The 24,480-nt window shown below is 71.7% G+C and carries 23 protein-coding genes; 20 read left to right on the top strand and 3 right to left on the bottom strand.

From position 1 onward, the window contains the following. Window positions 1-158 precede the first annotated feature (158 nt). A complete protein-coding gene (locus ACFXC1_RS23215; protein ID WP_381245397.1) occupies window positions 159-572 on the bottom strand; it encodes a pyridoxamine 5'-phosphate oxidase family protein in 414 nt (137 codons plus the stop codon). A gap of 121 nt (window positions 573-693) precedes the next feature. Between ACFXC1_RS23215 and clpB the strand changes: the two genes are divergently transcribed. Beyond that, window positions 694-3,291, top strand: coding sequence for an ATP-dependent chaperone ClpB (clpB, locus tag ACFXC1_RS23210; RefSeq protein WP_381245395.1), 2,598 nt, complete (start codon window positions 694-696; stop codon window positions 3,289-3,291). 10 nt (window positions 3,292-3,301) lie between these two features. On the opposite strand, the gene ACFXC1_RS23205 is transcribed toward clpB, so the two are convergent. Then, window positions 3,302-3,766: a hypothetical protein gene (locus ACFXC1_RS23205; RefSeq protein WP_381245394.1), complete on the bottom strand. Its 465-nt coding sequence runs from the start codon at window positions 3,764-3,766 to the stop codon at window positions 3,302-3,304. Window positions 3,767-3,874: 108 nt separating this feature from the next. Here ACFXC1_RS23205 and ACFXC1_RS23200 point away from each other — a divergent pair, with 108 nt between their 5' ends. The 4 genes from ACFXC1_RS23200 to ACFXC1_RS23185 all read left to right on the top strand — a co-directional run bounded on the left by ACFXC1_RS23200 (window position 3,875) and on the right by ACFXC1_RS23185 (window position 7,849). Then, complete coding sequence (locus ACFXC1_RS23200; RefSeq protein ID WP_381245393.1) at window positions 3,875-4,405, top strand: type III secretion system chaperone family protein; 531 nt, start codon at window positions 3,875-3,877, stop codon at window positions 4,403-4,405. Between the two features lie 470 nt (window positions 4,406-4,875). Continuing rightward, the gene (locus tag ACFXC1_RS23195) at window positions 4,876-5,328 is read left to right on the top strand and encodes a zinc-binding dehydrogenase (protein ID WP_381245392.1); all 453 of its coding nucleotides are present in this window, start codon (window positions 4,876-4,878) and stop codon (window positions 5,326-5,328) included. A 31-nt stretch (window positions 5,329-5,359) separates the two neighbouring features. After that, window positions 5,360-5,809, top strand: a complete 450-nt coding sequence (locus ACFXC1_RS23190; RefSeq protein WP_381245390.1) for a GNAT family N-acetyltransferase — start codon at window positions 5,360-5,362, stop codon at window positions 5,807-5,809. A gap of 108 nt (window positions 5,810-5,917) precedes the next feature. Next, window positions 5,918-7,849, top strand: a complete 1,932-nt coding sequence (locus ACFXC1_RS23185) for a hypothetical protein (RefSeq protein WP_381245388.1) — start codon at window positions 5,918-5,920, stop codon at window positions 7,847-7,849. A 23-nt stretch (window positions 7,850-7,872) separates the two neighbouring features. Here the strand turns inward: ACFXC1_RS23185 and ACFXC1_RS23180 are convergent, their stop codons facing one another. Further along, complete coding sequence (locus ACFXC1_RS23180; protein ID WP_381245386.1) at window positions 7,873-9,063, bottom strand: pyridoxal phosphate-dependent aminotransferase; 1,191 nt, start codon at window positions 9,061-9,063, stop codon at window positions 7,873-7,875. A gap of 519 nt (window positions 9,064-9,582) precedes the next feature. Here ACFXC1_RS23180 and ACFXC1_RS23175 point away from each other — a divergent pair. The 15 genes from ACFXC1_RS23175 to ACFXC1_RS23105 all read left to right on the top strand — a co-directional run bounded on the left by ACFXC1_RS23175 (window position 9,583) and on the right by ACFXC1_RS23105 (window position 24,480). Further along, window positions 9,583-10,116 (top strand): RICIN domain-containing protein, encoded by a 534-nt coding sequence (locus ACFXC1_RS23175; RefSeq protein ID WP_381245384.1) that lies wholly within the window; start codon window positions 9,583-9,585, stop codon window positions 10,114-10,116. A 250-nt stretch (window positions 10,117-10,366) separates the two neighbouring features. Continuing rightward, window positions 10,367-10,642: a hypothetical protein gene (locus ACFXC1_RS23170; RefSeq protein ID WP_381245382.1), complete on the top strand. Its 276-nt coding sequence runs from the start codon at window positions 10,367-10,369 to the stop codon at window positions 10,640-10,642. A 386-nt stretch (window positions 10,643-11,028) separates the two neighbouring features. Then, window positions 11,029-11,565, top strand: coding sequence for a DUF2617 family protein (locus ACFXC1_RS23165; protein WP_381245380.1), 537 nt, complete (start codon window positions 11,029-11,031; stop codon window positions 11,563-11,565). Window positions 11,566-11,701: 136 nt separating this feature from the next. Continuing rightward, on the top strand, window positions 11,702-13,297 hold the full coding sequence (locus tag ACFXC1_RS23160; RefSeq protein ID WP_381245378.1) for a polyamine aminopropyltransferase: 1,596 nt from the start codon (window positions 11,702-11,704) through the stop codon (window positions 13,295-13,297). Window positions 13,298-13,381: 84 nt separating this feature from the next. Beyond that, window positions 13,382-14,152, top strand: a complete 771-nt coding sequence (locus tag ACFXC1_RS23155) for an SRPBCC domain-containing protein (protein ID WP_381245376.1) — start codon at window positions 13,382-13,384, stop codon at window positions 14,150-14,152. A gap of 21 nt (window positions 14,153-14,173) precedes the next feature. Further along, on the top strand, window positions 14,174-14,962 hold the full coding sequence (locus tag ACFXC1_RS23150; protein ID WP_381245375.1) for an aldose epimerase family protein: 789 nt from the start codon (window positions 14,174-14,176) through the stop codon (window positions 14,960-14,962). 10 nt (window positions 14,963-14,972) lie between these two features. Then, window positions 14,973-15,521, top strand: a complete 549-nt coding sequence (gene pyrE, locus ACFXC1_RS23145; protein WP_381245373.1) for an orotate phosphoribosyltransferase — start codon at window positions 14,973-14,975, stop codon at window positions 15,519-15,521. A 150-nt stretch (window positions 15,522-15,671) separates the two neighbouring features. After that, window positions 15,672-16,694: a class II fructose-bisphosphate aldolase gene (gene fbaA, locus ACFXC1_RS23140; RefSeq protein ID WP_381245371.1), complete on the top strand. Its 1,023-nt coding sequence runs from the start codon at window positions 15,672-15,674 to the stop codon at window positions 16,692-16,694. A gap of 69 nt (window positions 16,695-16,763) precedes the next feature. Further along, a complete protein-coding gene (locus ACFXC1_RS23135) occupies window positions 16,764-18,242 on the top strand; it encodes an MFS transporter (RefSeq protein WP_381245369.1) in 1,479 nt (492 codons plus the stop codon). Window positions 18,243-18,288: 46 nt separating this feature from the next. Further along, on the top strand, window positions 18,289-18,702 hold the full coding sequence (locus ACFXC1_RS23130; RefSeq protein WP_019070379.1) for a DUF3151 domain-containing protein: 414 nt from the start codon (window positions 18,289-18,291) through the stop codon (window positions 18,700-18,702). A 154-nt stretch (window positions 18,703-18,856) separates the two neighbouring features. Further along, on the top strand, window positions 18,857-19,696 hold the full coding sequence (locus ACFXC1_RS23125; protein ID WP_381245368.1) for a tryptophan 2,3-dioxygenase family protein: 840 nt from the start codon (window positions 18,857-18,859) through the stop codon (window positions 19,694-19,696). Then, complete coding sequence (gene kynU / locus ACFXC1_RS23120; protein WP_381245366.1) at window positions 19,689-20,879, top strand: kynureninase; 1,191 nt, start codon at window positions 19,689-19,691, stop codon at window positions 20,877-20,879. The genes ACFXC1_RS23125 and kynU overlap by 8 nt, the downstream gene beginning before the upstream one ends. Window positions 20,880-21,166: 287 nt before the next feature. Further along, on the top strand, window positions 21,167-22,060 hold the full coding sequence (locus ACFXC1_RS23115; RefSeq protein WP_381245365.1) for an alpha/beta hydrolase family protein: 894 nt from the start codon (window positions 21,167-21,169) through the stop codon (window positions 22,058-22,060). A 172-nt stretch (window positions 22,061-22,232) separates the two neighbouring features. Then, window positions 22,233-23,297: an alpha/beta hydrolase gene (locus ACFXC1_RS23110; RefSeq protein WP_381245363.1), complete on the top strand. Its 1,065-nt coding sequence runs from the start codon at window positions 22,233-22,235 to the stop codon at window positions 23,295-23,297. Then, entirely contained in the window at window positions 23,290-24,480 is a 1,191-nt protein-coding gene (locus ACFXC1_RS23105) for an acyltransferase family protein (RefSeq protein ID WP_381245361.1), read from the top strand. The genes ACFXC1_RS23110 and ACFXC1_RS23105 overlap by 8 nt, the downstream gene beginning before the upstream one ends.

The raw sequence follows: 24,480 nt of genomic DNA, 5'->3' as shown, positions 1-24,480 counted from the left end.
GCACCGCAACGCTCTCTCCCCACACCTCGCCCGGGCGCGCCCCCGGGCCGCGCGCCCCCGGCGACGGACCCCCCGCCCCCGCCCCCCCCCCCCCCCCGCTGCAGTTTGGGCGAAATGTCAGGGTATGGGCCCGGTCGCAGTGGCCTGAAGTGATCGCTTCAGCCCCTCCCCAGCGCCCGCGTCAGCTCGATCTCGATCACCACCCGGGACGGGTTCGGTGACGGGGTCCGCCCGTAGCGCCCGGCGTACCGGCGCTCCGCCTCCGCGACCCGGTCGGGCTCCGCGCGGACGAAGGCCCGGCCCTCCAGCGTCGCCCAGCGCCGCCCGTCCACCTGGCACACGGCGACCCGTGCCCCGGGCGGGCCGGCGGCCAGCACGTTCGCCACCTTCCGGCTCGACTTGTCCGCGATCACCCGAGCCAGCCGCGCCTGCGGGTCGTATGTCACTCCGACAGGGACGACATGCGGGCTGCCGTCGGGGCGCGGGGTCGTGAGGGTGCACAGATGCCGTTCCTGCCAGAAGGTGAGGTACGACGGGTCGGGATCGCCCGGGTCGACCGGATGGGAGGCCATGGTCCCGGAACTTAGTCCCTGGATCCGCCCCGCCACTGCCTTGAGTGGAATAGACTCAACTTTGTGCACGTTGACCGAGTCAGTCCGTGCACGAAGGCTGTAGGAGGAGGAGTACCGGAACGTGGACGCCGAGCTGACCAACAGGAGCCGGGAAGCGATCAACGCGGCCAGCAGCCGCGCCGTCACCGGGGGGCACGCCGATCTGACCCCGGCGCACCTGCTTCTCTCGCTGCTCGCGGGGGAGGACAACGAGAACATCACCGACCTGCTGGCCGCCGTCGACGCCGACCAGGCCGCCGTACGGTCCGGGGCCGAGCGGGTCCTCGGCGCGCTGCCCAGCGTGACCGGGTCGACCGTCGCGCCCCCGCAGCCCAGCCGCGAACTGCTCGCGGTGCTCGCGGACGCCGACGAGCGCGCGAAGGAACTCGGCGACGAGTACCTCTCGACCGAGCACCTGCTGATCGGCATCGCCGCGAAGGGCGGCGCGGCCGGGGACGTACTCTCCCAGCAGGGGGCCAGTGCGAAGAAGCTGCTGGACGCGTTCCAGAAGAGCAGGGGAGGGCGCCGGGTGACCACACCCGACCCCGAGGGGCAGTACAAGGCGCTGGAGAAGTTCGGCACGGACTTCACGGCCGCCGCGCGCGAGGGCAAGCTCGACCCGGTCATCGGGCGGGACCAGGAGATCCGGCGGGTCGTCCAGGTGCTGTCCCGCCGCACCAAGAACAACCCCGTCCTCATCGGCGAGCCCGGCGTCGGCAAGACCGCCGTCGTCGAGGGGCTGGCCCAGCGGATCGTCAAGGGGGACGTGCCGGAGTCCCTCAAGAACAAGCGGCTGGTCTCGCTCGACCTCGGCGCGATGGTCGCGGGCGCGAAGTACCGGGGTGAGTTCGAGGAGCGGCTGAAGACCGTCCTGTCCGAGATCAAGGACTCCGACGGCCAGATCATCACCTTCATCGACGAGCTGCACACCGTCGTGGGCGCGGGTGCCGGCGGCGACTCCGCGATGGACGCCGGCAACATGCTGAAGCCGATGCTCGCCCGCGGTGAACTCCGCATGGTCGGCGCGACCACGCTGGACGAGTACCGCGAGCGCATCGAGAAGGACCCGGCGCTGGAGCGCCGCTTCCAGCAGGTGCTGGTCGCGGAGCCGTCCGTCGAGGACACGATCGCGATCCTGCGCGGTCTGAAGGGCCGCTACGAGGCCCACCACAAGGTCGTCATCGCGGACAGCGCGCTGGTCGCCGCCGCGACCCTCTCCGACCGGTACATCACCTCCCGCTTCCTCCCCGACAAGGCGATCGACCTGGTCGACGAGGCGGCCTCCCGGTTGCGGATGGAAATCGACTCCTCCCCGGTCGAGATCGACGAACTCCAGCGCTCCGTCGACCGGTTGAAGATGGAGGAGCTGGCCCTCGACAAGGAGACCGACGCCGCCTCCATCGAGCGGCTGGAGAAGCTGCGCCGCGACCTCGCCGACCGCGAGGAGGAACTGCGCGGTCTCAACGCCCGCTGGGAGAAGGAGAAGCAGTCCCTCAACCGGGTCGGCGAGCTGAAGGAGAAGCTCGACGAACTCCGCGGCCAGGCCGAACGCGCCCAGCGCGACGGCGACTTCGACACCGCGTCCAAGCTGCTCTACGGGGAAATCCCCTCCCTGGAGCGGGACTTGGAGGAGGCGTCCCAGGCGGAGGAGGCGGCCGCCAAGGACACGATGGTGAAGGAGGAGGTCGGCCCCGACGACATCGCGGACGTGGTGGGTTCCTGGACGGGCATCCCGGCAGGGCGCCTGCTGGAGGGCGAGACGCAGAAACTCCTGCGCATGGAGGAGGAGTTGGGCCGCCGGCTCATCGGCCAGCAGGAGGCCGTACAGGCGGTCTCCGACGCCGTACGGCGCACCCGCGCGGGTATCGCCGACCCCGACCGCCCCACCGGTTCGTTCCTCTTCCTCGGCCCGACGGGCGTCGGCAAGACCGAACTCGCCAAGGCCCTCGCGGACTTCCTCTTCGACGACGAGCGCGCCATGGTCCGCATCGACATGTCGGAGTACGGCGAGAAGCACAGCGTGGCCCGGCTGGTCGGCGCGCCTCCCGGCTACGTCGGCTACGAGGAGGGCGGCCAGCTCACGGAGGCGGTGCGCAGGCGCCCGTACTCGGTGATCCTGCTGGACGAGGTCGAGAAGGCGCACCCGGAGGTCTTCGACGTCCTGCTCCAGGTGCTGGACGACGGGCGGTTGACGGACGGTCAGGGCCGCACGGTCGACTTCCGCAACACGATCCTGATCCTCACGTCCAACCTCGGCAGCAACTTCCTGATCGACCCGAGCACCGGCGAGGACGAGAAGAAGGAACAGGTCCTCCAGGTGGTCCGGGCCTCCTTCAAGCCGGAGTTCCTCAACCGCCTTGACGACCTGGTGGTGTTCTCCGCCCTGAACCGGGAGGAGCTGGGCCGGATCGCCGCACTCCAGATCGGCCGCCTGGCCAAGCGCCTCGCGGAACGCCGCCTCACCCTGGAGATCACCGACGAGGCCCTGACCTGGCTCGCGGACAACGGCAACGACCCGGCGTACGGCGCGCGACCGCTGCGGCGGCTGGTGCAGACCGCGATCGGTGACCGCCTCGCCAAGGAGATCCTGGCGGGCGAGGTCAAGGACGGCGACACGGTACGGGTGGACGCGTTCGGCGACGGGCTGATCGTGGGCCCGGCGACAGGCAAGACGCTGTGATGCCCGGCGCTCAGTAGGAACTCGCGTCGAAGGTGACGAGGGCGGTGTCCCCTGCGGACCCGCCCTCGTAGTGCACGCTCACCGTCACGGAGTAGGCACCGGGCGTGTGTGCGTACGCGTCGCGGATGACATGCACGCACCTGTCGTCGTCCCCGTCGCAGGGGAAGTCCGCGGCATCCGGGAACGACTCGGCCAGCCATCCGCCCACCGCTGCGCGCGGCACGCGGAAACTGCCGTCGTACGCCTGGCCGCCCCAGGTGTACGAGGTGCAGTCCTCGTCCCGAGTGCCCTCGGGCAGCGCGGCGCCGGAGAAGTCCATGGCCTCGGCGCAGCCGGCCCTGGTGACGGTGCCGGGCGGGTCGTCACTGGAGGCGGCGTAGAGCATCGCGCGTCCGAACCACCAGGCCACCCCCACCACGAAAACCAGGCACGCCCACCACATCCCCCGGAGCAGCCACCGCGTCGTAGTCCGCATGTGCATGACCGTATCCGGTCAGCCCGTGGCGGACAGACCCAGCAGGGGTTGCCACGCCCCTCCCCGGATGGGGGAGGATGGCGGAATCCGTACGAAGGGAAATACACGGTGAGCATCGACCCGTCCTCGATTCCGAACTTCGGGGGCCAGCCCGAGCCGCAGCAAGGACCGGCGGGCCCCGTCGTCCCGGATCAGGACCTCGTGAAGCAGCTCCTCGACCAGATGGAGCTGAAGTATGTCGTCGACGACGAGGGAGACCTCGCGGCGCCGTGGGAGCAGTTCCGTACGTACTTCATGTTCCGCGGCGAGGACGACCAGCTCGTCTTCTCGGTCCGGACGTTCTACGACCGTCCCCACGAGATCGACTCCAAGCCCCAGCTGCTGGAGTCCATCGACGACTGGAACCGCCGCACCCTGTGGCCCAAGGTCTACAGCCACACCCACGACGACGGCACCGTCCGTCTGATCGGTGAGGCGCAGATGCTGATCGGCACCGGCGTCGACCTGAACCACTTCGTCTCCTCGACGGTCAGCTGGGTGCGCGCCGCCATCGAGTTCGACCGCTGGCTCGTCGAGCAGCTCGGCCTCACCGAGGAAGTCGACGAGGCGGCGGAGAAGCCGGAGGACGACGAGGAGTAGTCCTCGGTCCCGTAGTACCCGTAGCACCCGCACTACCTGTAGCACCTGTAGCACCTGTAGCACCCGTAGTACTTGCGTGAACGAGAGCCCGGCCCGGTACGCGACGACCACCACCGTCGTGTGCGGGGACCGGGCTCTCGTCGTCCCCGCCCGTGGACATGCGGTGTGCAGGGCGGCGAGGGGGCGTCGCGGGGGCGGGAGAGCCAGTCCAGGGCGTTCCGCAGGGTGGCCACGACGGGCTTCGTGGTGCTGCCCGCGGCCTTCCTCGCGCCCGCCCCGGCGGGAGTCGCACCGGCCGCCGCGGCGACGCTGCCGCTCAACGCCCACACCGCGGCGCAGGCGCTGCGGATCCTCGGGGTCGGGCTCGGGGTCGGGCTCGGGCTCGGGGCCGGTGACCGGATCGCCGTCACCGGGGCGGCCGGTGCCATCGGCGGGTTCGCGGTCCAGCCGGCCGCGCACCAGGGCTGCGGGTGGTCGCCCTCGCCGCTCCCGAGGACGAGCCGTATCCCACCGGCTTCGGCGCGACTTTCGGAGCCCGCGGCGACCGCATCGCCGACGCGGTGCGCGCGGCCGTGCCGGGCGGGGTCGACGTACTCCTCGAAGCCGCGTCGGTCGGATCCCCGGCCATCGGAGCCGTGCGCGACGGCGGTTCCTTCGTCGCGGTGACACCGCCGAACGCGCCGGCTGCGGAGCGTGCTGTCAGGGTCGCCCTGGTGCAGGCACGTGCGGACGGCGCCGAACTGGCCGAGCTGGTGGGCCTGGTGGAGAGCGGCCGGCTGGATCTGCGGGTCGCCAAGACGTTCCCGTTCGAACGGGTCGCCGAAGTGCACACCCTGCTGGCGAAGGGCGGCTTCCGCGGCGGCGGCATCGTGCTCGTCGGCGACTTCGCCTCGGCCCGGACGGCGGACGACCGGCGGAGTTGACGTCCCGGAGATCCTCGGGTTCGCTGCCGGGATGCCCGGCCTTCGCATTCAACAGCCGGACGGCGACGCCATGTTCAAGGACTGGCAGCACGTCCACAACACGATCATCCCCACCCACGTCCTCTCCCTGGACGACGTACGGGAACGCGCCCGGCGCCACCACCTGGAGATCGCCTACCTCGATGAGGGAGACGGTGAACTCGTGGGCTGCAGCACGGTCCGCCCGCCGGTGGACGAGACGCGCACGGCCACCGTCATCGCCCGCGTGCTCGCCCCGCACCGCGGGCGCGGGTTCGGCCAGGAGCTCTTCGCCCGCGGGCTCGACCGCGCCCGCGAGCTGGGCGCCGAAGTGATCGAGACCGTCGTCCTGTCCTCCAACGAGGACGGCCTGCGGTTCGCGCTGCGGCACGGCTTCGTCGAGACCGAGCGGTATCTGCTGCCCGGGGACCACATCCCCTGGATAGACCTCCGGCTCGCGTGACGGGCTCGCGGCGCGCACCCCATCCGGCCGTCGCTGTTCGGCCCGAGGCCCGGAACACTGCCGGAAACCGGCAATGGCACGAGGGTGTCCGCACCGGATAATCCTCGCGTGTCCGAGATCCCCGTCCCGATACCGTCGGGCTCCGTTCCCGCAGGTGCCTCCGTCTGGTCCACGGCGGACGCCGCCCGCTGGACGCGGGCCCGCGCCGCGCCCTGGGCGCGGCCGGTGTGGTCGGTGTGGGCGCTGCTGATCACCGTGGTGTGGGCGAACGCGGCGACGCCGGACCAGCCGTGCAGTGATGCCGTGCCGTGCGGTGCGGACTGGCTGGGCATGGCGGAGACGGGCCTGGCCGTGGGGCTTGTGTACTGGCTTGTCCGGCTGCCGGAACTGACGCTGGTCGCCGCTCCCGCCCTGGCGGCGGTCGTGGCGTGGCTGGAGTTGCCGGACGCGGGGCCGATGACCGTGGTCGCGAACCTCTCCGTGCTCGTGGCTCTGGGATTCGGATGGGCCGCCGCCCGCGAACGGATCGCCGCCCGTAGCCGGCAACGAGGCTCGGCGGAGCGCGCCGCGGGTGTGCGGCACGCGCTGCCCGACCCGGTCGCCCCACTGCGGCGCGGGACGCTCCCGATCGGCGCGGGGCTGCTGTTGCTCGGGGTGGCCGTCTTCTGCGTGGCTCAGGGACTTGCCGGTGTCCACTCGTACCAGCACCGCGCGGAGCGTGCCGTGCGGGTCACGGCGACGGTGGTCGGCCGGAGCGATGACGCGGTCCGGGTCCGCACCGGCGACGAACGGAGCCTGACCCTCGGTGTGTCCTATCCGGAGGACTACCGCACCGGCGAGACCGTGACCGTGCTGGAGGACGGGACGTGGCGGGGTCTGGCGGCCGAGCCCTACGACGCCTTCGACCGGCAGCTGTCGGCTCTGGCCGCCGGTCTGCCGGGGGGCTCTCTGCTGCTCACCGGTCTCCTCACCCGACGCCGTGCCGCCGCACTGCGCCGCACGCCGGTTCCGGTCCTGCGCGTACTGGAGCGCATGGACGACGGAGGGCGGATCTGGATCTACGCGGGCGATGACACGGCCGGCCGTACGCCGGTCTTCGCAGGCCGCTTCACAGCGGACCGGCCCGGCCCGGACGAGTTCGAGGAGCCGTACCTCGACGGCGAAGCGGATGGGAGGGAGCCGTTCACCGTCGACACGCGGTTGCGCGAGGCCGTCATGTTCGGCTCGCCGTACGACGGTGGCGAACTGGTCCTCGCCACCACCGGCCGGGACGCCGGGCCCGTCGTGATCCGTACGACCTCCCCCGTCCGGCCGCCCCGCCCCGGCAGGGGACCGACACTCGCCACCGGAGAGGTGACGGACGCCGCCACCGGAGAGGTGACGGACGCCGCCACCGGAGAGGTGACGGACGCCGCCACCGAAGAGCTGACGGACTCCGGCACCGGGCTCCCGGATCCGCTGTCCATGACCGGGACGGATCGCGTTCCCGCGTCCCTGGTTGCGACGGGACAGCCGTTGCGCTGGGCACCCGGCGCCGTGGCGCGCACGGGTGGTGCGGCCTTGGCACTGGTCATCATGGCGGGCGTCGCTCTCGTGGGCCGCTCACTCGTGACGGACGGTCTCGGCTGGAGAGCGCTGCTCCTGCCCGGCATGCTGGCGTTCGGCGGAGCTGCCGCCGAGCAGCTCAACTGGCGTGTCGTCGCGGACAGTTCGGGGGTGTGGCTGGCAGACGCATGGAGGGTGCGGCATGTGTCCTGGGAACGGTTGCGGTCGATCCGTCGCACCGACGACGGGAGCGTGGAGATGACGACGGTGGACGGCGGCACCTGGAGACTGCGGGGCCTGGGGCTGCCCAGGGCGGAGCGCCGGCTCGGCATTACTCCTCCGTACGTCCGCATGGTCGAGGAGGTCACCGCTCTGCGCGCACACCCGGAACTGCGCCCCACGGAACCCGTTTCCCCGCGCGACCGCGGCTTCCCGCTGGGCCCCGGACTGCTCGCCCTCACGATCCTCGTGGCCGTTACCTGGACTTTCCGCTGAGCGCCGCGTGACGCGCCGCGAGCTCAGGGTGCGAGCCGTCGCAGCCGGCCGGCTGCCTCGGTGAGCACCTCGTCCTTCTTGCAGAACGCGAAGCGCACCTGACTGCGGCCGGCGTCGGGATCGTCGTAGAACACGGAGTTGGGGATGGCGACGACTCCGCAGCGTTCGGGGAGGGCGCGGCAGAAGGCGTGGCCGTCCTTTTCGCCGAGGGGGGTGATGTCGGTGGTGATGAAGTACGTGCCCTGGGGCTGGTACACCTCGAAGCCGGCCGCGCGCAGGCCGTCGGCGAGCAGGTCGCGCTTGCGGCGGAGGTCGGCGCGGAAACCGTCGAAGTACGAGTCCGGCAGCTGCAACGCCTCCGCGACCGCGTACTGGAACGGACCCGACGCCACGTAGGTGAGGAACTGCTTCGCCGACCGTACGGCCGTCACCAGGTCAGGGGTCCCGGTGACCCACCCCACCTTCCACCCCGTGAACGAGAACGTCTTGCCCGCCGAGCCGATCGACACCGTGCGTCCCCGCATCCCCGGGAACGTCGCGAGCGGGATGTGCTCGGCCGTGTCGAAGACCAGGTGTTCGTAGACCTCGTCCGTGATCACCAACAGATCGCGTTCCACGGCGAGTTCGGCGATCGCGGTGAGTTCCTCGCGGGTGAGGACGGTGCCGGTCGGGTTGTGCGGGGTGTTGATCAGGAGGAGGCGGGTGCGGTCGGTGACGGCCGCGCGCAGTTCGTCGAGGTCGAGGCGGAACGACCCTTCGTGCGGGCGGAGCGTGACCGGTACGCGGGTGCCGCCCGCCATCGCGATGCACGCGGCGTAGGAGTCGTAGTACGGCTCGAACGCGATGACCTCGTCGCCCGGTTCCACCAGGGCCAGCAGCGCCGCGGCGATCGCCTCCGTCGCGCCGGCCGTGACCAGGACCTCGGCGTCGGGGTCGTAGGACAGGCCGTAGCGGCGCTCCTGGTGGGCGGCGATCGCGGTGCGGAGTTCGGGGACGCCGGGGCCCGGCGGGTACTGGTTGCCGCGTCCGTCGCGCAGGGCGCGGACCGCCGCCTCGCGGATCTCCTCGGGGCCGTCCGTGTCGGGGAAGCCCTGGCCGAGGTTGATCGACCCGGTCTTCAGGGCGAGGGCGGACATCTCGGCGAAGATCGTCGTTCCGAACTCGGCGAGCCGGCGGTTGAGGAGGGGGCGTGCGCTGGAGGTCATGGCCGTCATCCTGCGCCCAGGTTCTTGAGTTCCTCAACTCACGTCCGGGTTCTGACACCAGGAGCGTCGGCCTGTGAACGGTGCCGGACCTGCGGTGCGACCGTCGTCTTCCGCTGTCGACGCATCCGGTCGGACCGCGGAATTGTCCCGTCGAGTGTCCCCGGCTTCAGGGATTTCCGGCGCGGTTCAGTTCGTCGGTAAACCTTCCGGGGCCACACATTGGCATTCCGTTACTTTTACTTGAAACTCCCGGCGAGGTCGGCCGCATGATGGAATCCGCGCTATATGACTTGATCGCGTTGGGTGGGACGGGTGGCTGCGCCTGTGAACAGGGGTTATGGCCGGTTGGTCGGTGTCGTGGAAGTCCGAATCGATTCTCGGATAAATGCAGATATCGACCCTATGGGGAAATTATTCACCGGTCGCCCGGTGTCGCCGCCGGTATATTCACACCGGTCGGAAAGGGTGGGTATCTACCTGATTCGATTCTCGGCCGCAAGTGAAAATTGGCGTACGGAAAGGGAAACAATGCGCAAGCGTAGTATGGCTGTCCTCGGCATGGCCGCAGCTCTTGGTATTTCGCTCTCTGCTGCCACAACGGCGAGCGCGCAGGGCGTCGTGGGCGACTGGGCCGTCTGGAACTCGAACAGTGGCAAGTGCCTGGCGATCCCCGGCGGCAGCTCTGCGGCCAACGGCACGACCGCCATCCAGTACGCCTGTGACAACCCGGCCCCCGGCGTGTGGGACGCCGACCAGGTCTGGACCTGGACCCTGGTTTCGGGCGCGACGTCGACGTACACCCTTAAGAACAAAGCCACCGATAGATGCCTGGCCATCGGCGGCGCCAGCCACACCGCGGGCGCCGAGGCGATCCAGTGGACGTGCAACGGCAACACCGAGCAGCAGTGGATCGACGACAGCACCGGCCGACTGCGGAACAAGGAGAGCAACCTCTGCCTCACCATCGGCAACGCCAGCACGGCGAACTCCTCCCCCGCCATCCAGTGGACGTGTGAAGCCGTGACCAGCAACCCCGAGCAGCAGTGGTTCCAGGTCCGGTGATTCTCGCCGGACAGGTCGTGCGCACTCCTTGCGCATGAACCAGGGCGCGGGCGGGGGGCCTCGGTCTCCCGCCCGCGTTCGTGTCCCCGCCCTCGATGGGAAGAGCGCCGGCCCCTCTGTCTCCCGGCGAACCCTCTGGACTTCCTCAACTCTGCTTTGGCCGGTGAGACGGCCGGGCATCCCTGCTTCACGCACCACACGAGGCGCCCACGGGGGGCCGCTTCGGGGGAATCGGAAGGAGGGTGACGCCATGTTCTTCTTCGTCATCCTGGCGGTGATCGCGGTCGTCTTCGTCGCGGCGGTCGTGAGCGCGGGGCGCAGGAGCAGGGTCGGCAAGGGGGCCGGGCTCCGCAGTGGGGGAACCAAGGCCGGTAGGAGCAGCTGGTGGGCCGAGGACGGCGGTTCGTCCGCCGGGGGAGCGCACGGCCATCACAACTCCTGCGGCGGGCACTCCTCCTGCGGTGGCGGCTCGTCGTGCGGTGGCGGCTCGTCCTGCGGGGGAGGCGGCTGCGGCGGGGGCAGCTGAGCGGATGTGGCAGCGGACGCGGTGACAGCTGACACGGGGCAGCTGAGCGCCGCGAACGGGGCCGGGTCCGAAGCCGCCGCGCCCGTCGGGAGATCGCTCCCGGCGGGCGCTCCGGCGTGCGCCGGACACGCCTGGGCGTACGCCTTGGTTGAACAGTTGAGCTGTGGAGCCCCCTGAGGGATGGAAACCCCACGAAGTTGGGTAAAAAGACTGTGGTGGCGCCACCGTTCATGATTCCCTCTACCTCACCGACGCAGCGCCTCGGGCGCCTGCAGACACCTTCTCCTGACTGGGCCGACCGGGCCGATGCCCCGGTGTCGGCCGGGGTGTGCCAGACCCCCACACCTCCCCCCTGCCTTTTCTTTGCGTGCTAGCGGAGCCGATCCATGCTCACGACCCTGAATACCTCCTACACCGACACGCGCGCGGCCGACCTCGCCTGGGCCCTGGGGCGCGAGCCGCTTCCCGCGCTGGCCACACTCGACCTGGAACTCGCCGGTGCGCGGCTTCAGTTGAGACTGCTCGGCGCGTCCCACCAGGTACTCCTGGACGAGGAGCGGGGCAGTTGTTCGGAGACGGTCGCGTGCATCCCGGGTTCCAGCACACCGCTGCCGCTCGGGGTCGCCAAGCGCGTCGGCGACTGGGAGTACGAGTTCGCGGCCCGGGTCGAGGTGCTGTCCCCGGGGCAGTTCGCGGGCCGCGCCCAGGAGCTGCTGGCCCTGGTCGCCGACCATCCCAACGGTCTGGCGGGGGTCTTCCCCGGCAGCCCGCACGCCTTCACCGCGCTGCTCGCCCAGCGGTACGAGGGCCAGGTGCACTGGCGCACCTGGCACGCCTATCCGCAGGACGGCCAGCTGGTGGCGACCCGGACGAGGGTGGGGGTACGGGTGCCGGTGGCTTACCCGGTGCCTTCTCCCGTCTGAGCCGCGGGGCCACGGCGGGGCCGCGTCGGCGGCCCCGCGGGCCGCATCGGCGGGCTGCGCCGCCTTCGGCCGCCGTAAACACATTCCACACGTGTGGGTGACGAAGCGTGCCCGTCCCGTGACGTAACGTCGCAGCGTGATCGAACCGCACGCGCCGGCCCGGCCGGGTACCCAGCCGCCCTGGGCAGGCCCCGCGCGGCTGCCCGTACGGCCGGGCACGGGCCGGTTCCTGGTGCTCGCGGGGGTCTTCGTCTGCGCGGCCTGCGGACTCGTGTACGAACTCGAACTCGTCGCCCTCGCCTCGTACCTGATCGGCGACTCGGTCACCCAGGCGTCCGTCGTCCTGTCCGTCATGGTCTTCGCGATGGGCATCGGCTCCCTCGCGGCGAAGCGGCTGCGCTGGCACGCGGCGGCCGGTTTCGGCGCGGTCGAGGCGGCACTCGCGCTGATCGGCGGGTGCAGCGCGATGGCGTTGTACGCGGTCTTCGCCTGGACCGGGAACTGGGGCGGCCTCTGGGCACAGGGCCCGCGCTGTCTCCTGGTCGCCTTCTCCCTCGCGATCGGTCTGCTGATCGGCGCCGAGGTCCCGTTGCTGATGGAGCTGATCCAGCGCATCCGCCGCCAGGACGCGGGCGGCGCGGTCGCCGACCTCTTCGCGGCGGACTACGTGGGCGCCCTGGTCGGCGGCCTCGCGTTCCCCTTCCTCCTCCTGCCGTTCCTGGGCCAGCTGACCGGCACCCTGCTCACCGGCACGGTCAACGTGGTCGCCGGCGGCTGTCTGGTCCTCGGCCTGTTCCGCCGCGACCTCACCCGCCGCGGCCGCTGGCTCCTGGTCCTCGCCAACCTCACGGTCCTCGGCCTGCTCGCCTCCGCCGCCGTACTCGTCGACGACTTCGAACGGGCCGCGCGGCACGCCGTCTACGGCAAGGACGTCCGGGTGGCTCTCCAGACGGACGTCCAGGAGGTCGTCCTCACCGGCGGAGACCACGGCCGCCCCCTCGACCTCTTCCTCGACGGCCGCCTCCGCGTCAGCGAACTCGACGAGCGCCGCTACCACGAGGCCCTCGTCCACCCCGCGATGGACGGCCCCCACGCGCGCGTCCTCGTCCTCGGCGGCGGCGACGGCCTCGCCGCCCGCGACGTCCTCCGCGACCGGGGCGTGCGCCGCGTCGACATCGTCGAACTCGACGCGGAGCTCGTCCAGTTGGCCCGCCACGACGCCGCCCTCGCCGCGCTCAACGACCACGTCTACGGCGACCCGCGCGTCCACGTCACCACCGGCGACGCCTTCGACCTGCTGCGCCGGGTCCGCCCCGGGACGTACGACGTGGTCATCGCCGACCTCCCCGACCCCGGCATCACCGCCAGCACCAAGCTCTACTCCCAGGAGTTCTACGGCCTCGCCCGCCGCGCCCTCACCGAGCGGGGCCGCCTGGTCGTGCACGCGGGGCCGGTCTCCTCGCGGCGCCGCGTCTTCTGGACCGTGGTCTCCACGGTCCGTGCGGCCGGCCTCCACCCCGTCCCGTACCGCGTCGGCGGCCGGGCGTCGGGCTTCGCGGCGGGCCCCGACCGTACGGCCGGAACGTCCCGTTCCCCGCGCGACTGGGGGTTCGTGCTGGCGGCGCGGGGGGCGGTGCCGGAGGAGCCGGGGCTGGAGAGCGACGAGCGGGCGGCGCAGCGGACACGGGTACCGGGGCTGCCGGCTTCCACGTTGGTGCACCCGCGGTACTGATGTGCTGCCGGACCGCTCCAACACGGCGCCACTTCCGGGTAACGGCAGGTGTACCCGGGGTCAACCTAGGTAGGCTCCGCAAGCATGGAGCTTGAGGTGCACGTTCCGGTTTCGCCCGAGCGGCTGCGGTCCGCGCTCGGCGACCCCGCCCGGGTCGCCCGCGCCGTCCCCGGCCTCCAGCAGGACGCCGGCACCGAACCCGTCGCCGGGCGCCTGAAGGTCCGCGTCGGCAGCCACTCCATCACCTACCGGGGGTCCGTCCGCGTCTCCGCCCGGGACGACGGCTCCTACGCCGTCGAGGGCGACGCGACCGAGGCCCGCGGCACCGGCTCCGTCAAACTCGCCCTAACCGTCCGCGTCCGCGCGTCCGGCGGCGGCTCGACGGTCACCTTCGACGGTACGGCGACGGCGGACGGCCGGGTCACCGAACTGCCGCCGGACGCGGTGACCGCGGCGACGACCAGGCTGCTGGAGCGGTTCGCGGCGAACCTGGGGGCGTTGGAGGAGCCGACGGAGGAAGTGGAGGTCGCGGACGACATCGACGAAGTGGACGACGTCGACGACATGGACGACGTGGATGTGGACGAAGTGGTGGGAGCCATCGAGGAACTCCACGTCTCCGAGACCTTCGCCGAGGCCCCTCAGCCGCCCGCCGAGGCCGCGCACGCGCGCCGCACGATGATCGGCCGCAGCGCGGAGGAGGTCGACCACGCGCCGCCGCGCGGACGTTACGCCCCCGTGCCCGCACCGCAGACCGTCTCCGCGAACGCCACCCTCCGCTGGGCGGCCCCCGCCGCCGCGCTGGTCCTGGCGTCGGCGATCGTGGTGAACAGGGTGCTGCGCAAACGCCGTTGAGCGGCCCAGTAGGGTCGTGCCGTGAGTAACGAAGAGATCACGCTGACCGCGGGCGACGCGGAAGTGACGGTGCAGCCGGGCAACGGCGGCCGTATCGGAGGACTTCGCGTCGGCGGCACCGAACTGCTGCGCCAGGGCGAGCGGTTCGGGTGCTTCCCGATGGTCCCCTGGTGCGGACGGATCCGCGACGGCCGCTTCCTGGACGGCGGGACCGTCCACCAGATGCCCCTCAACTCCCCGCCGCACGCCATCCACGGCACCGTCCGCGACGGCGCCTGGCGCACCGCCCGCCGGACCGCCGACGAGACGGTCATCACGTACGACCTCGTCGAGCCGTGGCCCTTCCCCGGCCGCGTCACCCAGGCCGTAGCGCTGACCGGGGACTCCCTGACGCTCACCATGGCGATCGAGGCGTACGGCGACTCGTTCCCGGCGCAGATCGGCTGGCACCCGTGGTTCAACCGCAACCTCGGCGGCGAGGACGTGCTCGTCGACTTCAGCCCCGCCTGGCAGGAGGAGCGCGGCGACGACCACCTCCCCACCGGCAATCGCATCGACGTGAAGCCGAGCCCCTGGGACGACTGCTTCGGCATGCCGGACGGCGTCGACGTCACCCTGACCTGGCCGGGACAGCTGGCGCTGAAAGTGACGAGCCCGGAGCAGTGGGTCGTCGTCTACGACGAGCAGGAGGCCGCGGTCTGTGTCGAACCGCAGACCGGCCCGCCGAACGGCCTCAACACCCTGCCGCGCCTGGTCACCCCGATCGAGCCGCTGGAAGCCACGATGACCTGGGCCTGGACGCGCCTCTAAGCTGGCAGGCATGACGGACGTACGCGGCGCGCTGCTGCAGCAGATCAAGGACAAGGCCGTGGTGCACGGCAAGGTGACCCTGTCGTCGGGTCTGGAGGCCGACTACTACGTCGACCTCCGCCGCGTCACCCTCGACGGCGAGGCCGCCCCGCTCGTCGGACAGGTGCTCCTGGACCTGACCGCCGACCTCGACTTCGACGCGGTCGGCGGCCTGACCATGGGCGCCGACCCGGTCGCCGGCTCGATGCTGCACGCCGCCGCCGCGCGCGGACAGAAGCTGGACGCCTTCGTCGTGCGCAAGGCCGCGAAGGCGCACGGCATGCAGCGCCAGGTGGAGGGCCCGGAGATCGCGGGCCGCCGGGTCCTGGTCGTCGAGGACACCTCGACCACCGGCGGTTCCCCGCTCACCGCGGTCGAGGCCGTGCGCGCGGCCGGTGCCGAGGTCGTCGGCGTCGCGACCATCGTGGACCGGGCGACCGGTGCCGCCGAGAAGATCGAGGCGGGCGCGGGAGTGCCGTATCTCTTCGCGTACTCCAAGGACGACCTGGGGCTCGACTGAGTTATCCACAGGCTGAGACCGACCGGGCGACCATCCGGTCAAGTCTGGAAAGATGGGCACGACGACGACGTCGAACCCCAAGGTCTAGGTCAGGGCCGCAGTACGCAGATCGCGAAGATCGCCAACCCGCAGATACCAAGGAGCGGACAGATGCCCATCGCAACCCCCGAGGTCTACAACGAGATGCTCGACCGGGCGAAGGCAGGCAAGTTCGCCTACCCGGCCATCAATGTGACCTCGACCCAGACCCTGCACGCTGCGCTGCGCGGCTTCGCGGAGGCCGAGAGCGACGGCATCGTCCAGATCTCCACGGGTGGCGCCGAGTTCCTGGGCGGCCAGTACGCCAAGGAGATGGTCACGGGTTCCGTGGCGCTCGCCGAGTTCGCGCACATCGTCGCCGAGAAGTACCCGGTCACGGTCGCGCTGCACACCGACCACTGTCCCAAGGACAAGCTCGACGGCTACGTCCGTCCGCTGCTCGCCGTCTCCGAGGAGCGCGTGAAGGCCGGCGGCGACCCGCTGTTCCAGTCCCACATGTGGGACGGCTCGGCGGAGACCCTCGCCGACAACCTCGCCATCGCGCAGGAGCTGCTGGCCCGCGCCGCCGCCGCGAAGATCATCCTCGAGGTGGAGATCACCCCGACCGGCGGCGAGGAGGACGGTGTCTCGCACGAGATCAACGACTCCCTGTACACCACGGTCGAGGACGCGATCCGTACGGTCGAGGCGCTGGGCCTCGGCGAGAAGGGCCGCTACCTGCTGGCCGCCTCCTTCGGCAACGTGCACGGCGTGTACAAGCCGGGCAACGTCGTCCTGCGCCCCGAGCTGCTCAAGGAGCTGAGCGACGGCGTGGCCGCGAAGTACGGCAAGGCGTCCCCCTTCGACTTCGTCTTCCACGGCGGCTCCGGCTCCACCGAGCAGGAGATCGCCACCGCGCTGGAGAACGGCGTGGTGAAGATGAACCTCGACACCGACACCCAGTACGCGTTCACGCGCCCCGTCGCGGACCACATGTTCCGCAACTACGACGGTGTCCTGAAGGTCGACGGCGAGGTCGGCTCCAAGAAGACCTACGACCCGCGCACCTGGGGCAAGCTGGCCGAGGCGTCGATGGCCGCGCGTGTCACCGAGGCGTGCGCGAACCTGCGCTCGACGGGCACGAAGATCAAGTAAGTCGGCCTGTCCGTCCGTCTGTTGCGCGAGCCCGGTGCTACGGCACCGGGCTCGTTGTATACCTGGGGCATGTCCTCCGACGTCCGGCTCGCCTCGCCCCAGGGCAAGTGGATCCTGCTCACCACCGTCCTCGGCTCCAGCATGGCCATGGTGGACTCCACCGTCGTCAACGTGGCCCTGCCCCGCATCGGCCGCGACCTGAACGCCGACCTGGCCGCCCTCCAGTGGACGGTCAACGCGTACATGCTCACGCTGGCCGGTCTGATCCTCCTCGGCGGCTCCCTCGGCGACCGCTACGGCCGCCGCAAGATCTTCGTCCTCGGCGTGGTCTGGTTCGCGGCGGCCTCGCTGCTGTGCGGTCTTGCGCCCAACGCCGGGATCCTGATCGCCGCCCGCGCGCTCCAGGGCATCGGCGGCGCGCTCCTCACCCCCGGCTCCCTCGCCCTCATCCAGGCCTCCTTCCACCCCGACGACCGGGCGAAGGCGGTCGGCCTCTGGTCCGGTTTCGGCGGTATCGGCGCGGCGGTCGGCCCGTTCCTGGGCGGCTGGCTGGTGGACGGCCCCGGCTGGCGCTGGGTGTTCCTGATCAACGTCCCGATGGCGCTGGTCTGCGCCCCCATCGCCGTACGCCATGTCCCCGAGTCGGCGGACGGCCGCGCGCACGGCCGCTTCGACGTACTGGGCGCGGCGCTCGGCGCGATCGCCTTGGCGCTGGTGACCTACGCGCTGATCGAGGCGAGCGACGGCTCGCTCGTCGTCGTGATCGTCACCGCCGTGGCGGGCGTGGCCGCGGGGGTCGCGTTCGTCTACGTCGAGAAGCGCAGCCCCGATCCGATGATGCCGCCGGGCATCTTCGCGTCCCGCCAGTTCACGGCGGTCAACCTGGTCACCCTCTGCGTCTACGCGGCCTTCAGCGGTTTCTTCTTCCTCACCGCGCTCCAACTCCAGGTCGTGGCAGGCTATTCGGCGCTCGAAGCGGGCACGGCCCTGCTCCCGACGACGGCCCTGATGCTGCTCTTCTCGGCTCGCTCGGGCGAACTGGCCCAGCGCATCGGCCCCCGTATCCCGCTCACCGTCGGCCCGTTGTTGTGCGCGGCGGCGATGCTGCTGATGGTGCGGGTCGGCCCCGACGCCTCCTACCTCACCGACGTCGTACCCGCCCTGCTCGTGATGGGCAGCGGCATGGTCATCCTGGTCGCGCCGCTGACGGCCACGGTCCTCGCCTCCGTCGACACCGCCCGCGCGGGCCTGGCCAGCGGCATCAACAACGCGGCGGCCCGCGCGGCCGGCCTCATCGCGATCGCCGCGCTGCCGCTGCTCGCCGGGATGGGCGCGGAGGCGTACCGCTCGGCGACCGCCTTCGACCACGCCTTCGACCGGGCGATGGGGTGGTGTGCCGGGGTGCTGGTGGTGGGTTCGATCCTGGCCTGTGCGACGGTACGGCGCCCGGCTCCCGACTGCCGCCGCCCGGAGTGCATCACCCACGGCTCGATCACGGCCCCGCCGCTGGAACCCCGGCTCGGGAAGGGACGCCTCGACGGGGGGTAGCGACCGGATGCCGGGCAATGGCCGTTGCTGGGGGAGACTGGAACCCATGACGATTCACGAGAACCTCCTCGGGGGACCGCCCCCGACCCACCTCCCCGAAGACCCCGGCCCGCGCGACCTCCTCGCGAGCGGGGCCGCGCCCGCCGAGGTCGCCGCGAAGTATCCGACCTCCTCGCTGGCCTGGGCCCTGCTGGCCGACGACGCGTTCGAGCGGGGCAGCGTCGTGGAGTCGTACGCCTATGCCCGTACGGGCTACCACCGCGGGCTCGACTCGCTGCGGCGCAACGGCTGGAAGGGGCACGGTCCGGTGCCCTGGGAGCACGAGCCGAACCGCGGCTTCCTGCGCGCCCTGCACGCCCTCGCGCGGGCCGCGCAGGCGATCGGGGAGCAGGAGGAGTACGCGCGGTGCTCGCAGTTCCTGAAGGACTCCTCGCCGACGGCGGCCCAGACGCTGGGCTAGGTCTTTCGCGTTGTTGCAGGTCCGCCTGGTGTGACCAGGCGGACCTTGCGGACTCGGGGGACGATTGTGGAGGATGCCCGGTGGGGACCGGGGCCCCCGTGTCGGAATTCGGCAGGGGCGGACCGCTACCCGGAGTACGCATCAGGAGACAGCGATGTCCCAACCGGCTCAGGAACCTCAGGAGCCCGAGGCCCCGCATCTCGACTTCCAGGGCACGACCCCGTACGAGGACTACGTCCAGGCGGACGTCCTCACCCACCTCCAGCACACCCGCTCCGACGACCCCGGCGAGATGGTCTTCCTGGTCACCACCCAGGTGATGGAGCTGTGGTTCACCGTCATCGTCCATGAGTGGGAGACCGCCGCGCGGGCCCTGCGCGAGGACCGGGTGCCGGTCGCGGTCGACGCGCTGAAGCGTTCCGTACGGGAGCTGGAGGCGCTCAACGCCTCCTGGCGGCCCCTCGGACAGCTCACGCCGGCCCAGTTCAACTCCTACCGCGCCGCCCTCGGCGAGGGCAGCGGCTTCCAGTCGGCGATGTACCGCCGCATGGAGTTCCTGCTCGGCGAGAAGTCCGCGTCCATGCTCGTCCCGCACCGCGGCGCGCCGCGCGTGCACGCCGAGTTGGAGAAGGCACTGCACGAACCGAGCCTCTACGACGAGGTGCTGAGGCTTCTCGACCGGCGCGGGCACACGGTCCCGGAGGCCGTGCTCACGCGTGACGTGTCGCTGCGCTACGAGCCGTCGGACGAGGTCGAGAAGGTGTGGACCGACCTCTACTCCGGTGACCCCAGTGTCGAACTCGCCCGGCTCGGCGAGGCGTTGACCGATGTCGCCGAACTGGTGTGGCGATGGCGCAACGACCATCTCGTCGCCACCCGGCGCGCGATGGGCGCGAAGACCGGGACGGGCGGCTCCGCCGGGGTGGCCTGGCTGGAGAAGCGCGCGCAGAAGAACGTCTTCCCCGAGCTGTGGACGGCGCGCTCCCATGTCTGAACTCGCGCTGAAGGCAGAGAAGTTGGACGGCGCCGACGAACTCGCGGGCGTACGCGCGCAGTTCGTCCTGGACGACGTGGTGTACCTGGACGGGAACTCGCTCGGCGCGCTGCCGGTAGGGGTCCCCGGCCGGGTCGAGGACGTCGTACGGCGGCAGTGGGGCGAGCTGCGGATCCGGTCCTGGGACGAGAGCGGGTGGTGGACCGCGCCCGAGCGGATCGGCGACCGGATCGCCCCGCTGGTCGGGGCCGCGGCCGGGCAGATCGTGGTCGGCGACTCCACAAGTGTCAATGTGTTCAAGGCCGTTGTGGCGGCCGTGCGGATGGCGGGGGAGGGCCGGGACGAGATCGTCGTCGACGCGACGACTTTCCCCACGGACGGGTACATCGCCTCGTCGGCGGCCCGGATGACCGGTTGTACGGTGCGGCCGGTGACCCCGGCCGAGGTGCCGGGCGTGCTCGGCGACCGTACGGCGGCGGTGCTCCTCAACCACGTCGACTACCGCACCGGCCGGCTGCACGACCTGCCCGCGCTCACCGCCGCCGTACACGCGGCGGGTGCCGTGGCCGTCTGGGACCTGTGCCACAGCGCGGGCGCCCTGCCGGTCGGACTCGACGAGCACGGGGTGGACCTCGCGGTCGGCTGCACCTACAAGTACCTGAACGGCGGCCCGGGTTCACCGGCGTATCTGTATGTGCGTTCGGCGCTGCAGGACCGCTTCGACTCCCCGCTCCCGGGCTGGAACTCGCACGCCGAACCCTTCGGCATGCGGCCCGCCTACGAACCGGCGCCGGGCGCGCTGCGCGGCCGGGTCGGCACCCCGGACATCCTGTCCATGCTCGCCCTGGAGGCGGCTCTCGACGTGTGGGACGCCGACGGCGTCTCGGTCGGGGCGGTGCGGGCCAAGTCCCTCGCGCTGACGGACTTCTTCCTGGAGTGCGTGGCGTCGTACGTGCCGTCCGGGCGGGTGGAGTCGGTGACTCCGGTGGCGCACGCGGAGCGGGGGAGCCAGGTCGCGCTGCGGTGCGCGGACGCCGGTGACGTGATGAAGCGGCTGATCGAGCATGGTGTGGTCGGCGACTTCCGGCACCCGGACGTGCTGCGGTTCGGATTCACGCCGCTGTACGTCGGGTTCGAGGACGTGGAGCGGGCGGCGCGGGTGCTGGGGGACCTGGTCCGCTAGGACCTCTGGAAAGTGTGTGCTGGCATCTAACCGCCTTAGGTCGCTGGAGCGGTTAGGTGCCAGTCGCGTGCCGGGGACGTGCGCCGCAGAACCGTTTACGCCTCACCGAGCGTGACAACCGGGGTCTCCGTGCACGTCACCGGCCTGGTAGCGTCCCGGCCGACGGCCGAATTTCTCCGCGTGTCTCTCTCCTGGTCGCCATATCCCGTCACATCCCGATCCGTCCAAGTCCTCCCTCAGTGCCGAAGGCCGGGGAGGTGCCCCCATCGTCGCTGAGAGGTTGGAGCATGCCGGACGACGCCGCTGCCGCACGTGCCGCCGCAGCCGCCGCAGAAGAGGAGTCGGCCTTCTCGCATCCCGCCGTGGAACCCGACGGCACCGCCGCGTACGGCGACCACCCCGACCAGGTGATCGACTTCTACGCCCCGCACGGCGAGCGGGTGCCGGGCCAACCGGCGCCGCTGGTCGTCGTCCTGCACGGGGGTGCGTGGCGGGCGCCGTACGACCGCCGGCACATCACCCCGTTCGCGGACTTCCTGGCCCGGCGGGGGTTCGCGGTGGCCAATGTCGAGTACCAGCGCGGGGCCGCGCTGCCCGCGCAGGGCGGTGCGGGCCCGGTCGCGGGCCGCTGGCCGGAGACCTTCGACGACGTCGCGGCGGCGCTCGACGCGCTCCCCGCGCTCGTCCGGGAGGCGCTTCCGCAGGCCGATCCGCGCCGCACGGTGCTCACCGGGCACTCGGCCGGCGGCCATCTCGCGCTGTGGGCGGCGGCCCGGCACGTCCTCCCCAAGGACGCCCCCTGGCGCATCGACGCCCCCGCCGCGCTGCGCGGTGTCGTCGCCCTCGCCCCGATCGCCGACTTCACGGTCGCCGAGAAGCTCGCGGTGTGCGGGGGAGCGGCGGGTCAACTCCTGGGTGGAGAAGCCAAGTTCGCGGAGCGTCTGCCGTACGCCGATCCGACGCTCCTGCTGCCCACCGGCATCGCGACCACGCTGGTCCAGGGCCGCGCCGACCTCGTGGTCCCGCAGGCAGTCGCCGAGTCGTACGCGGACGCGGCGGCGAAGTCCGGCGAGGTCGTGGGCCTCACGCTCCTCGAGGAAGTCGGCCACTTCCCCCTGATCGACCCGGCGGCGGACGCGTGCGCGGTGGTGGCGGAGGAGATCGCCCAACTGGCCTGGTGAGCCGCTGACTTCGGGCGGGATCCGTCCACCCTGGTGCACCCCGGTCATACCCGTAGTACCTGAGAGCTACGGCGCAGGTGAGTTCCCTGGCGGGACGCGGACGACGTGCGCGGATCCGTAATTTCCCTTCCAGATCGGCCCGACGGCGGCCGGTGCGGGAGGGGAGACGGACATGGGGGTCGTTGATGCCTCGGCGGAGACCGGTAGGGCGGTAGCCGACTCGGTGGAGAGGGGCCCGGCGGGGGAGGCCGAGGCGCCACGCGCCGACCTCAACAAGCCGCGCCGTACCGGCGGTTGGCGCCGCGCGCTCCTCGCCGCACTCGTCATAGGCGCGGTCGTGATTCCCCTCTCGGCCGCGGCCCGGCCCGAGATCCCCGCCCCCGCTCCGGCCGCGCTCGCCCCGCTCACCGCGGCCACCTTGGCCGAGACGTACGCGGCGAACGGCGCAAACGCCGTCGAGGCGTCCCGCATGGCCGCCGCCGACGGCGACGAGCGCCGCGCCGCGACGGACCGCGCCATGGCCGACCCGGACCGGCAGCTCCTCGCCTACGACGGCCGCGGCCCGGGCCTGGCGACGGAGGTCCTCGGCGACCTCGCCCACGCCGACCGGATAGCCGTCCTGGTCCCGGGCTCGGACACCTCGCTCGACACCTACGACCGCTTCCGCGCCACCGCGCTGAACCTCCGCCGCCAACTGACCCACGACGCCCCGAACTCCCGTACGGCGGTGGTGTCCTGGCTCGGCTACGACACCCCGCGCACGGTGAGCGCCACGGTGCTGACCGCGGGCAGAGCGGACCAAGCGGCCCCGCACCTGCGGGAGTTCATACGGCAGCTGCGCGGCGTCATCGGCCGCACGGCGCGGATCGCGCTGCTGTGCCACTCGTACGGCACGGTCGTCTGCGGCCGGGCCGCCGCCGGCCTGGACGTGTCCGACCTCGTCCTCGTCGGCAGCCCCGGCACGGGCGCAGACTCCGCCGCGGGACTGCGCACTTCCGCCCGCGTGTGGGCGGCGCGCGGCGCCGACGACTGGGTGGGGGACGTCCCGCACGTCAGCGCCGACCTGTTCGGCACGACCTTCGGCTTCGGCACGGATCCGGTGTCCCCGGAGTTCGGCGCCCGAGTCTTCGCAGCCGGAGCCGGCGGCCACAGCGACTACTTCGCACCGGGCTCGGATTCCCTGGCCAACCTCGCCCGGATCGTCCTCGGCGAGACCACGGAGGTGACCCATGCGTGAACGCCTCCGCCGGACCGCCGTCCGCCTCGACGCGGCGACCCCGCCCGACCGGGACCGCGCCGTGGACGCCCTGCGCGCCTTCGCGATCCTCGGTGTCGTCCTGGGCCACTGGCTGGTGACCGCGCTGGTCGCGGACGGCGGCACCCTGCGCACCGCGAGCCCGCTGCGGGACATGCCGTGGCTGGCGCCCATCTCCTGGGTGTTCCAGACACTGGCGGTGTTCTTCCTGGTGGGCGGCCATGTGGCGACCCGGGGTTACGCCTCCGCACGCGCCCGGGGCACGACGTACGGTCAATGGCTGGCCGCCCGGCTGGCCCGGCTGTTCACGCCGGTCGCCGCGGTCCTCGTCGTGTGGACGGTGACAGCCGTGGCGCTGCTCCTGTCCGGCACGGACTTCGACACGGTCCGTGCCCTGGTCAAGCTCGCGTTGTCACCTATGTGGTTCCTGGTCGTGTTCGCGGGCCTGACGGCGGCCACCCCGCTGCTGACCCGGCTCAACCCGCTGTGGCCGCTGGCCGTCGTACTGCACGTGGACCTGATCCGTTTCGGGCTCGGCGGCCCGTCCTGGCTCGGCTGGGTCAACGTGGCGGCGGGCTGGCTCGTGCCCTACACGCTCGGCGCGGCCTGGACCCGGGGCGAGTTGGACCGGGCCCGGGCGGGCTGGGCCCTCCTGGCCGGCGGTACGGCGGCGACGGCGGCACTCGTCCTGTGGGCGGGCTACCCGGCGTCGATGGTCGGCGTCCCCGGCACCACGATCTCCAATCTGGACCCGCCGACCCTGGCCGCCGTCACCTTCGGCCTGGCCCAGTGCGGCCTGGCCCTGCTGCTCCGGGACCGGCTGCGCCGCGCGCTGCGCCGTCCGTTCGCCTGGTCGGCGGTGGCCCTGGTCAACCTCTCGGCGATGACCGTCTTCCTCTGGCACCAGACGGCCCTGATGGCCACCACGGCAGCGACCCTGCCCGCCGGCCGTCTGCCCGGCCTGCACACCCGCCCCGACGACCTGACCTGGGTCGCGGCCCGACTGGCCTGGCTCCCGGTGTTCGCACTGACGCTGACGGTCTGCTGGGCGGCCTTCCGGATGTACGAACAGGGTCCGAGGCGCCGCCCGTCACGCCGTTCACGGGTCGTCCGCGCCCACACCCACCCGCCCCACCCGGCAGCGAAGTCCGTTCACCGTGCCTAG

It is taken from the genome of Streptomyces hokutonensis, assembly GCF_042751305.1.
GTDB classification, from domain to species: domain Bacteria; phylum Actinomycetota; class Actinomycetes; order Streptomycetales; family Streptomycetaceae; genus Streptomyces; species Streptomyces hokutonensis_A.
The sequence above is the reverse complement of the archived record's forward strand: the minus strand, read 5'-3'. Positions and strand labels throughout refer to the sequence as shown.

Bases quoted from the DNA above. Each gene is read 5' to 3' on its own strand.
- ACFXC1_RS23190 (WP_381245390.1), top strand. From the start codon at position 5,360: ATGCCCGGCCTTCGCATTCAACAGCCGGACGGCGACGCCATGTTCAAG.
- ACFXC1_RS23170 (WP_381245382.1), top strand. From the start codon at position 10,367: ATGTTCTTCTTCGTCATCCTGGCGGTGATCGCGGTCGTCTTCGTCGCG.
- ACFXC1_RS23165 (WP_381245380.1), top strand. From the start codon at position 11,029: ATGCTCACGACCCTGAATACCTCCTACACCGACACGCGCGCGGCCGAC.
- fbaA (WP_381245371.1), top strand. From the start codon at position 15,672: ATGCCCATCGCAACCCCCGAGGTCTACAACGAGATGCTCGACCGGGCG.
- ACFXC1_RS23180 (WP_381245386.1), bottom strand. From the start codon at position 9,063: ATGACGGCCATGACCTCCAGCGCACGCCCCCTCCTCAACCGCCGGCTC.
- ACFXC1_RS23105 (WP_381245361.1), top strand. From the start codon at position 23,290: ATGCGTGAACGCCTCCGCCGGACCGCCGTCCGCCTCGACGCGGCGACC.
- ACFXC1_RS23155 (WP_381245376.1), top strand. From the start codon at position 13,382: ATGGAGCTTGAGGTGCACGTTCCGGTTTCGCCCGAGCGGCTGCGGTCC.
- ACFXC1_RS23125 (WP_381245368.1), top strand. From the start codon at position 18,857: ATGTCCCAACCGGCTCAGGAACCTCAGGAGCCCGAGGCCCCGCATCTC.
- ACFXC1_RS23115 (WP_381245365.1), top strand. From the start codon at position 21,167: ATGCCGGACGACGCCGCTGCCGCACGTGCCGCCGCAGCCGCCGCAGAA.
- pyrE (WP_381245373.1), top strand. From the start codon at position 14,973: ATGACGGACGTACGCGGCGCGCTGCTGCAGCAGATCAAGGACAAGGCC.
- ACFXC1_RS23135 (WP_381245369.1), top strand. From the start codon at position 16,764: ATGTCCTCCGACGTCCGGCTCGCCTCGCCCCAGGGCAAGTGGATCCTG.
- kynU (WP_381245366.1), top strand. From the start codon at position 19,689: ATGTCTGAACTCGCGCTGAAGGCAGAGAAGTTGGACGGCGCCGACGAA.
- ACFXC1_RS23130 (WP_019070379.1), top strand. From the start codon at position 18,289: ATGACGATTCACGAGAACCTCCTCGGGGGACCGCCCCCGACCCACCTC.
- ACFXC1_RS23205 (WP_381245394.1), bottom strand. From the start codon at position 3,766: ATGCGGACTACGACGCGGTGGCTGCTCCGGGGGATGTGGTGGGCGTGC.
- ACFXC1_RS23110 (WP_381245363.1), top strand. From the start codon at position 22,233: ATGGGGGTCGTTGATGCCTCGGCGGAGACCGGTAGGGCGGTAGCCGAC.
- ACFXC1_RS23215 (WP_381245397.1), bottom strand. From the start codon at position 572: ATGGCCTCCCATCCGGTCGACCCGGGCGATCCCGACCCGTCGTACCTC.
- ACFXC1_RS23175 (WP_381245384.1), top strand. From the start codon at position 9,583: ATGCGCAAGCGTAGTATGGCTGTCCTCGGCATGGCCGCAGCTCTTGGT.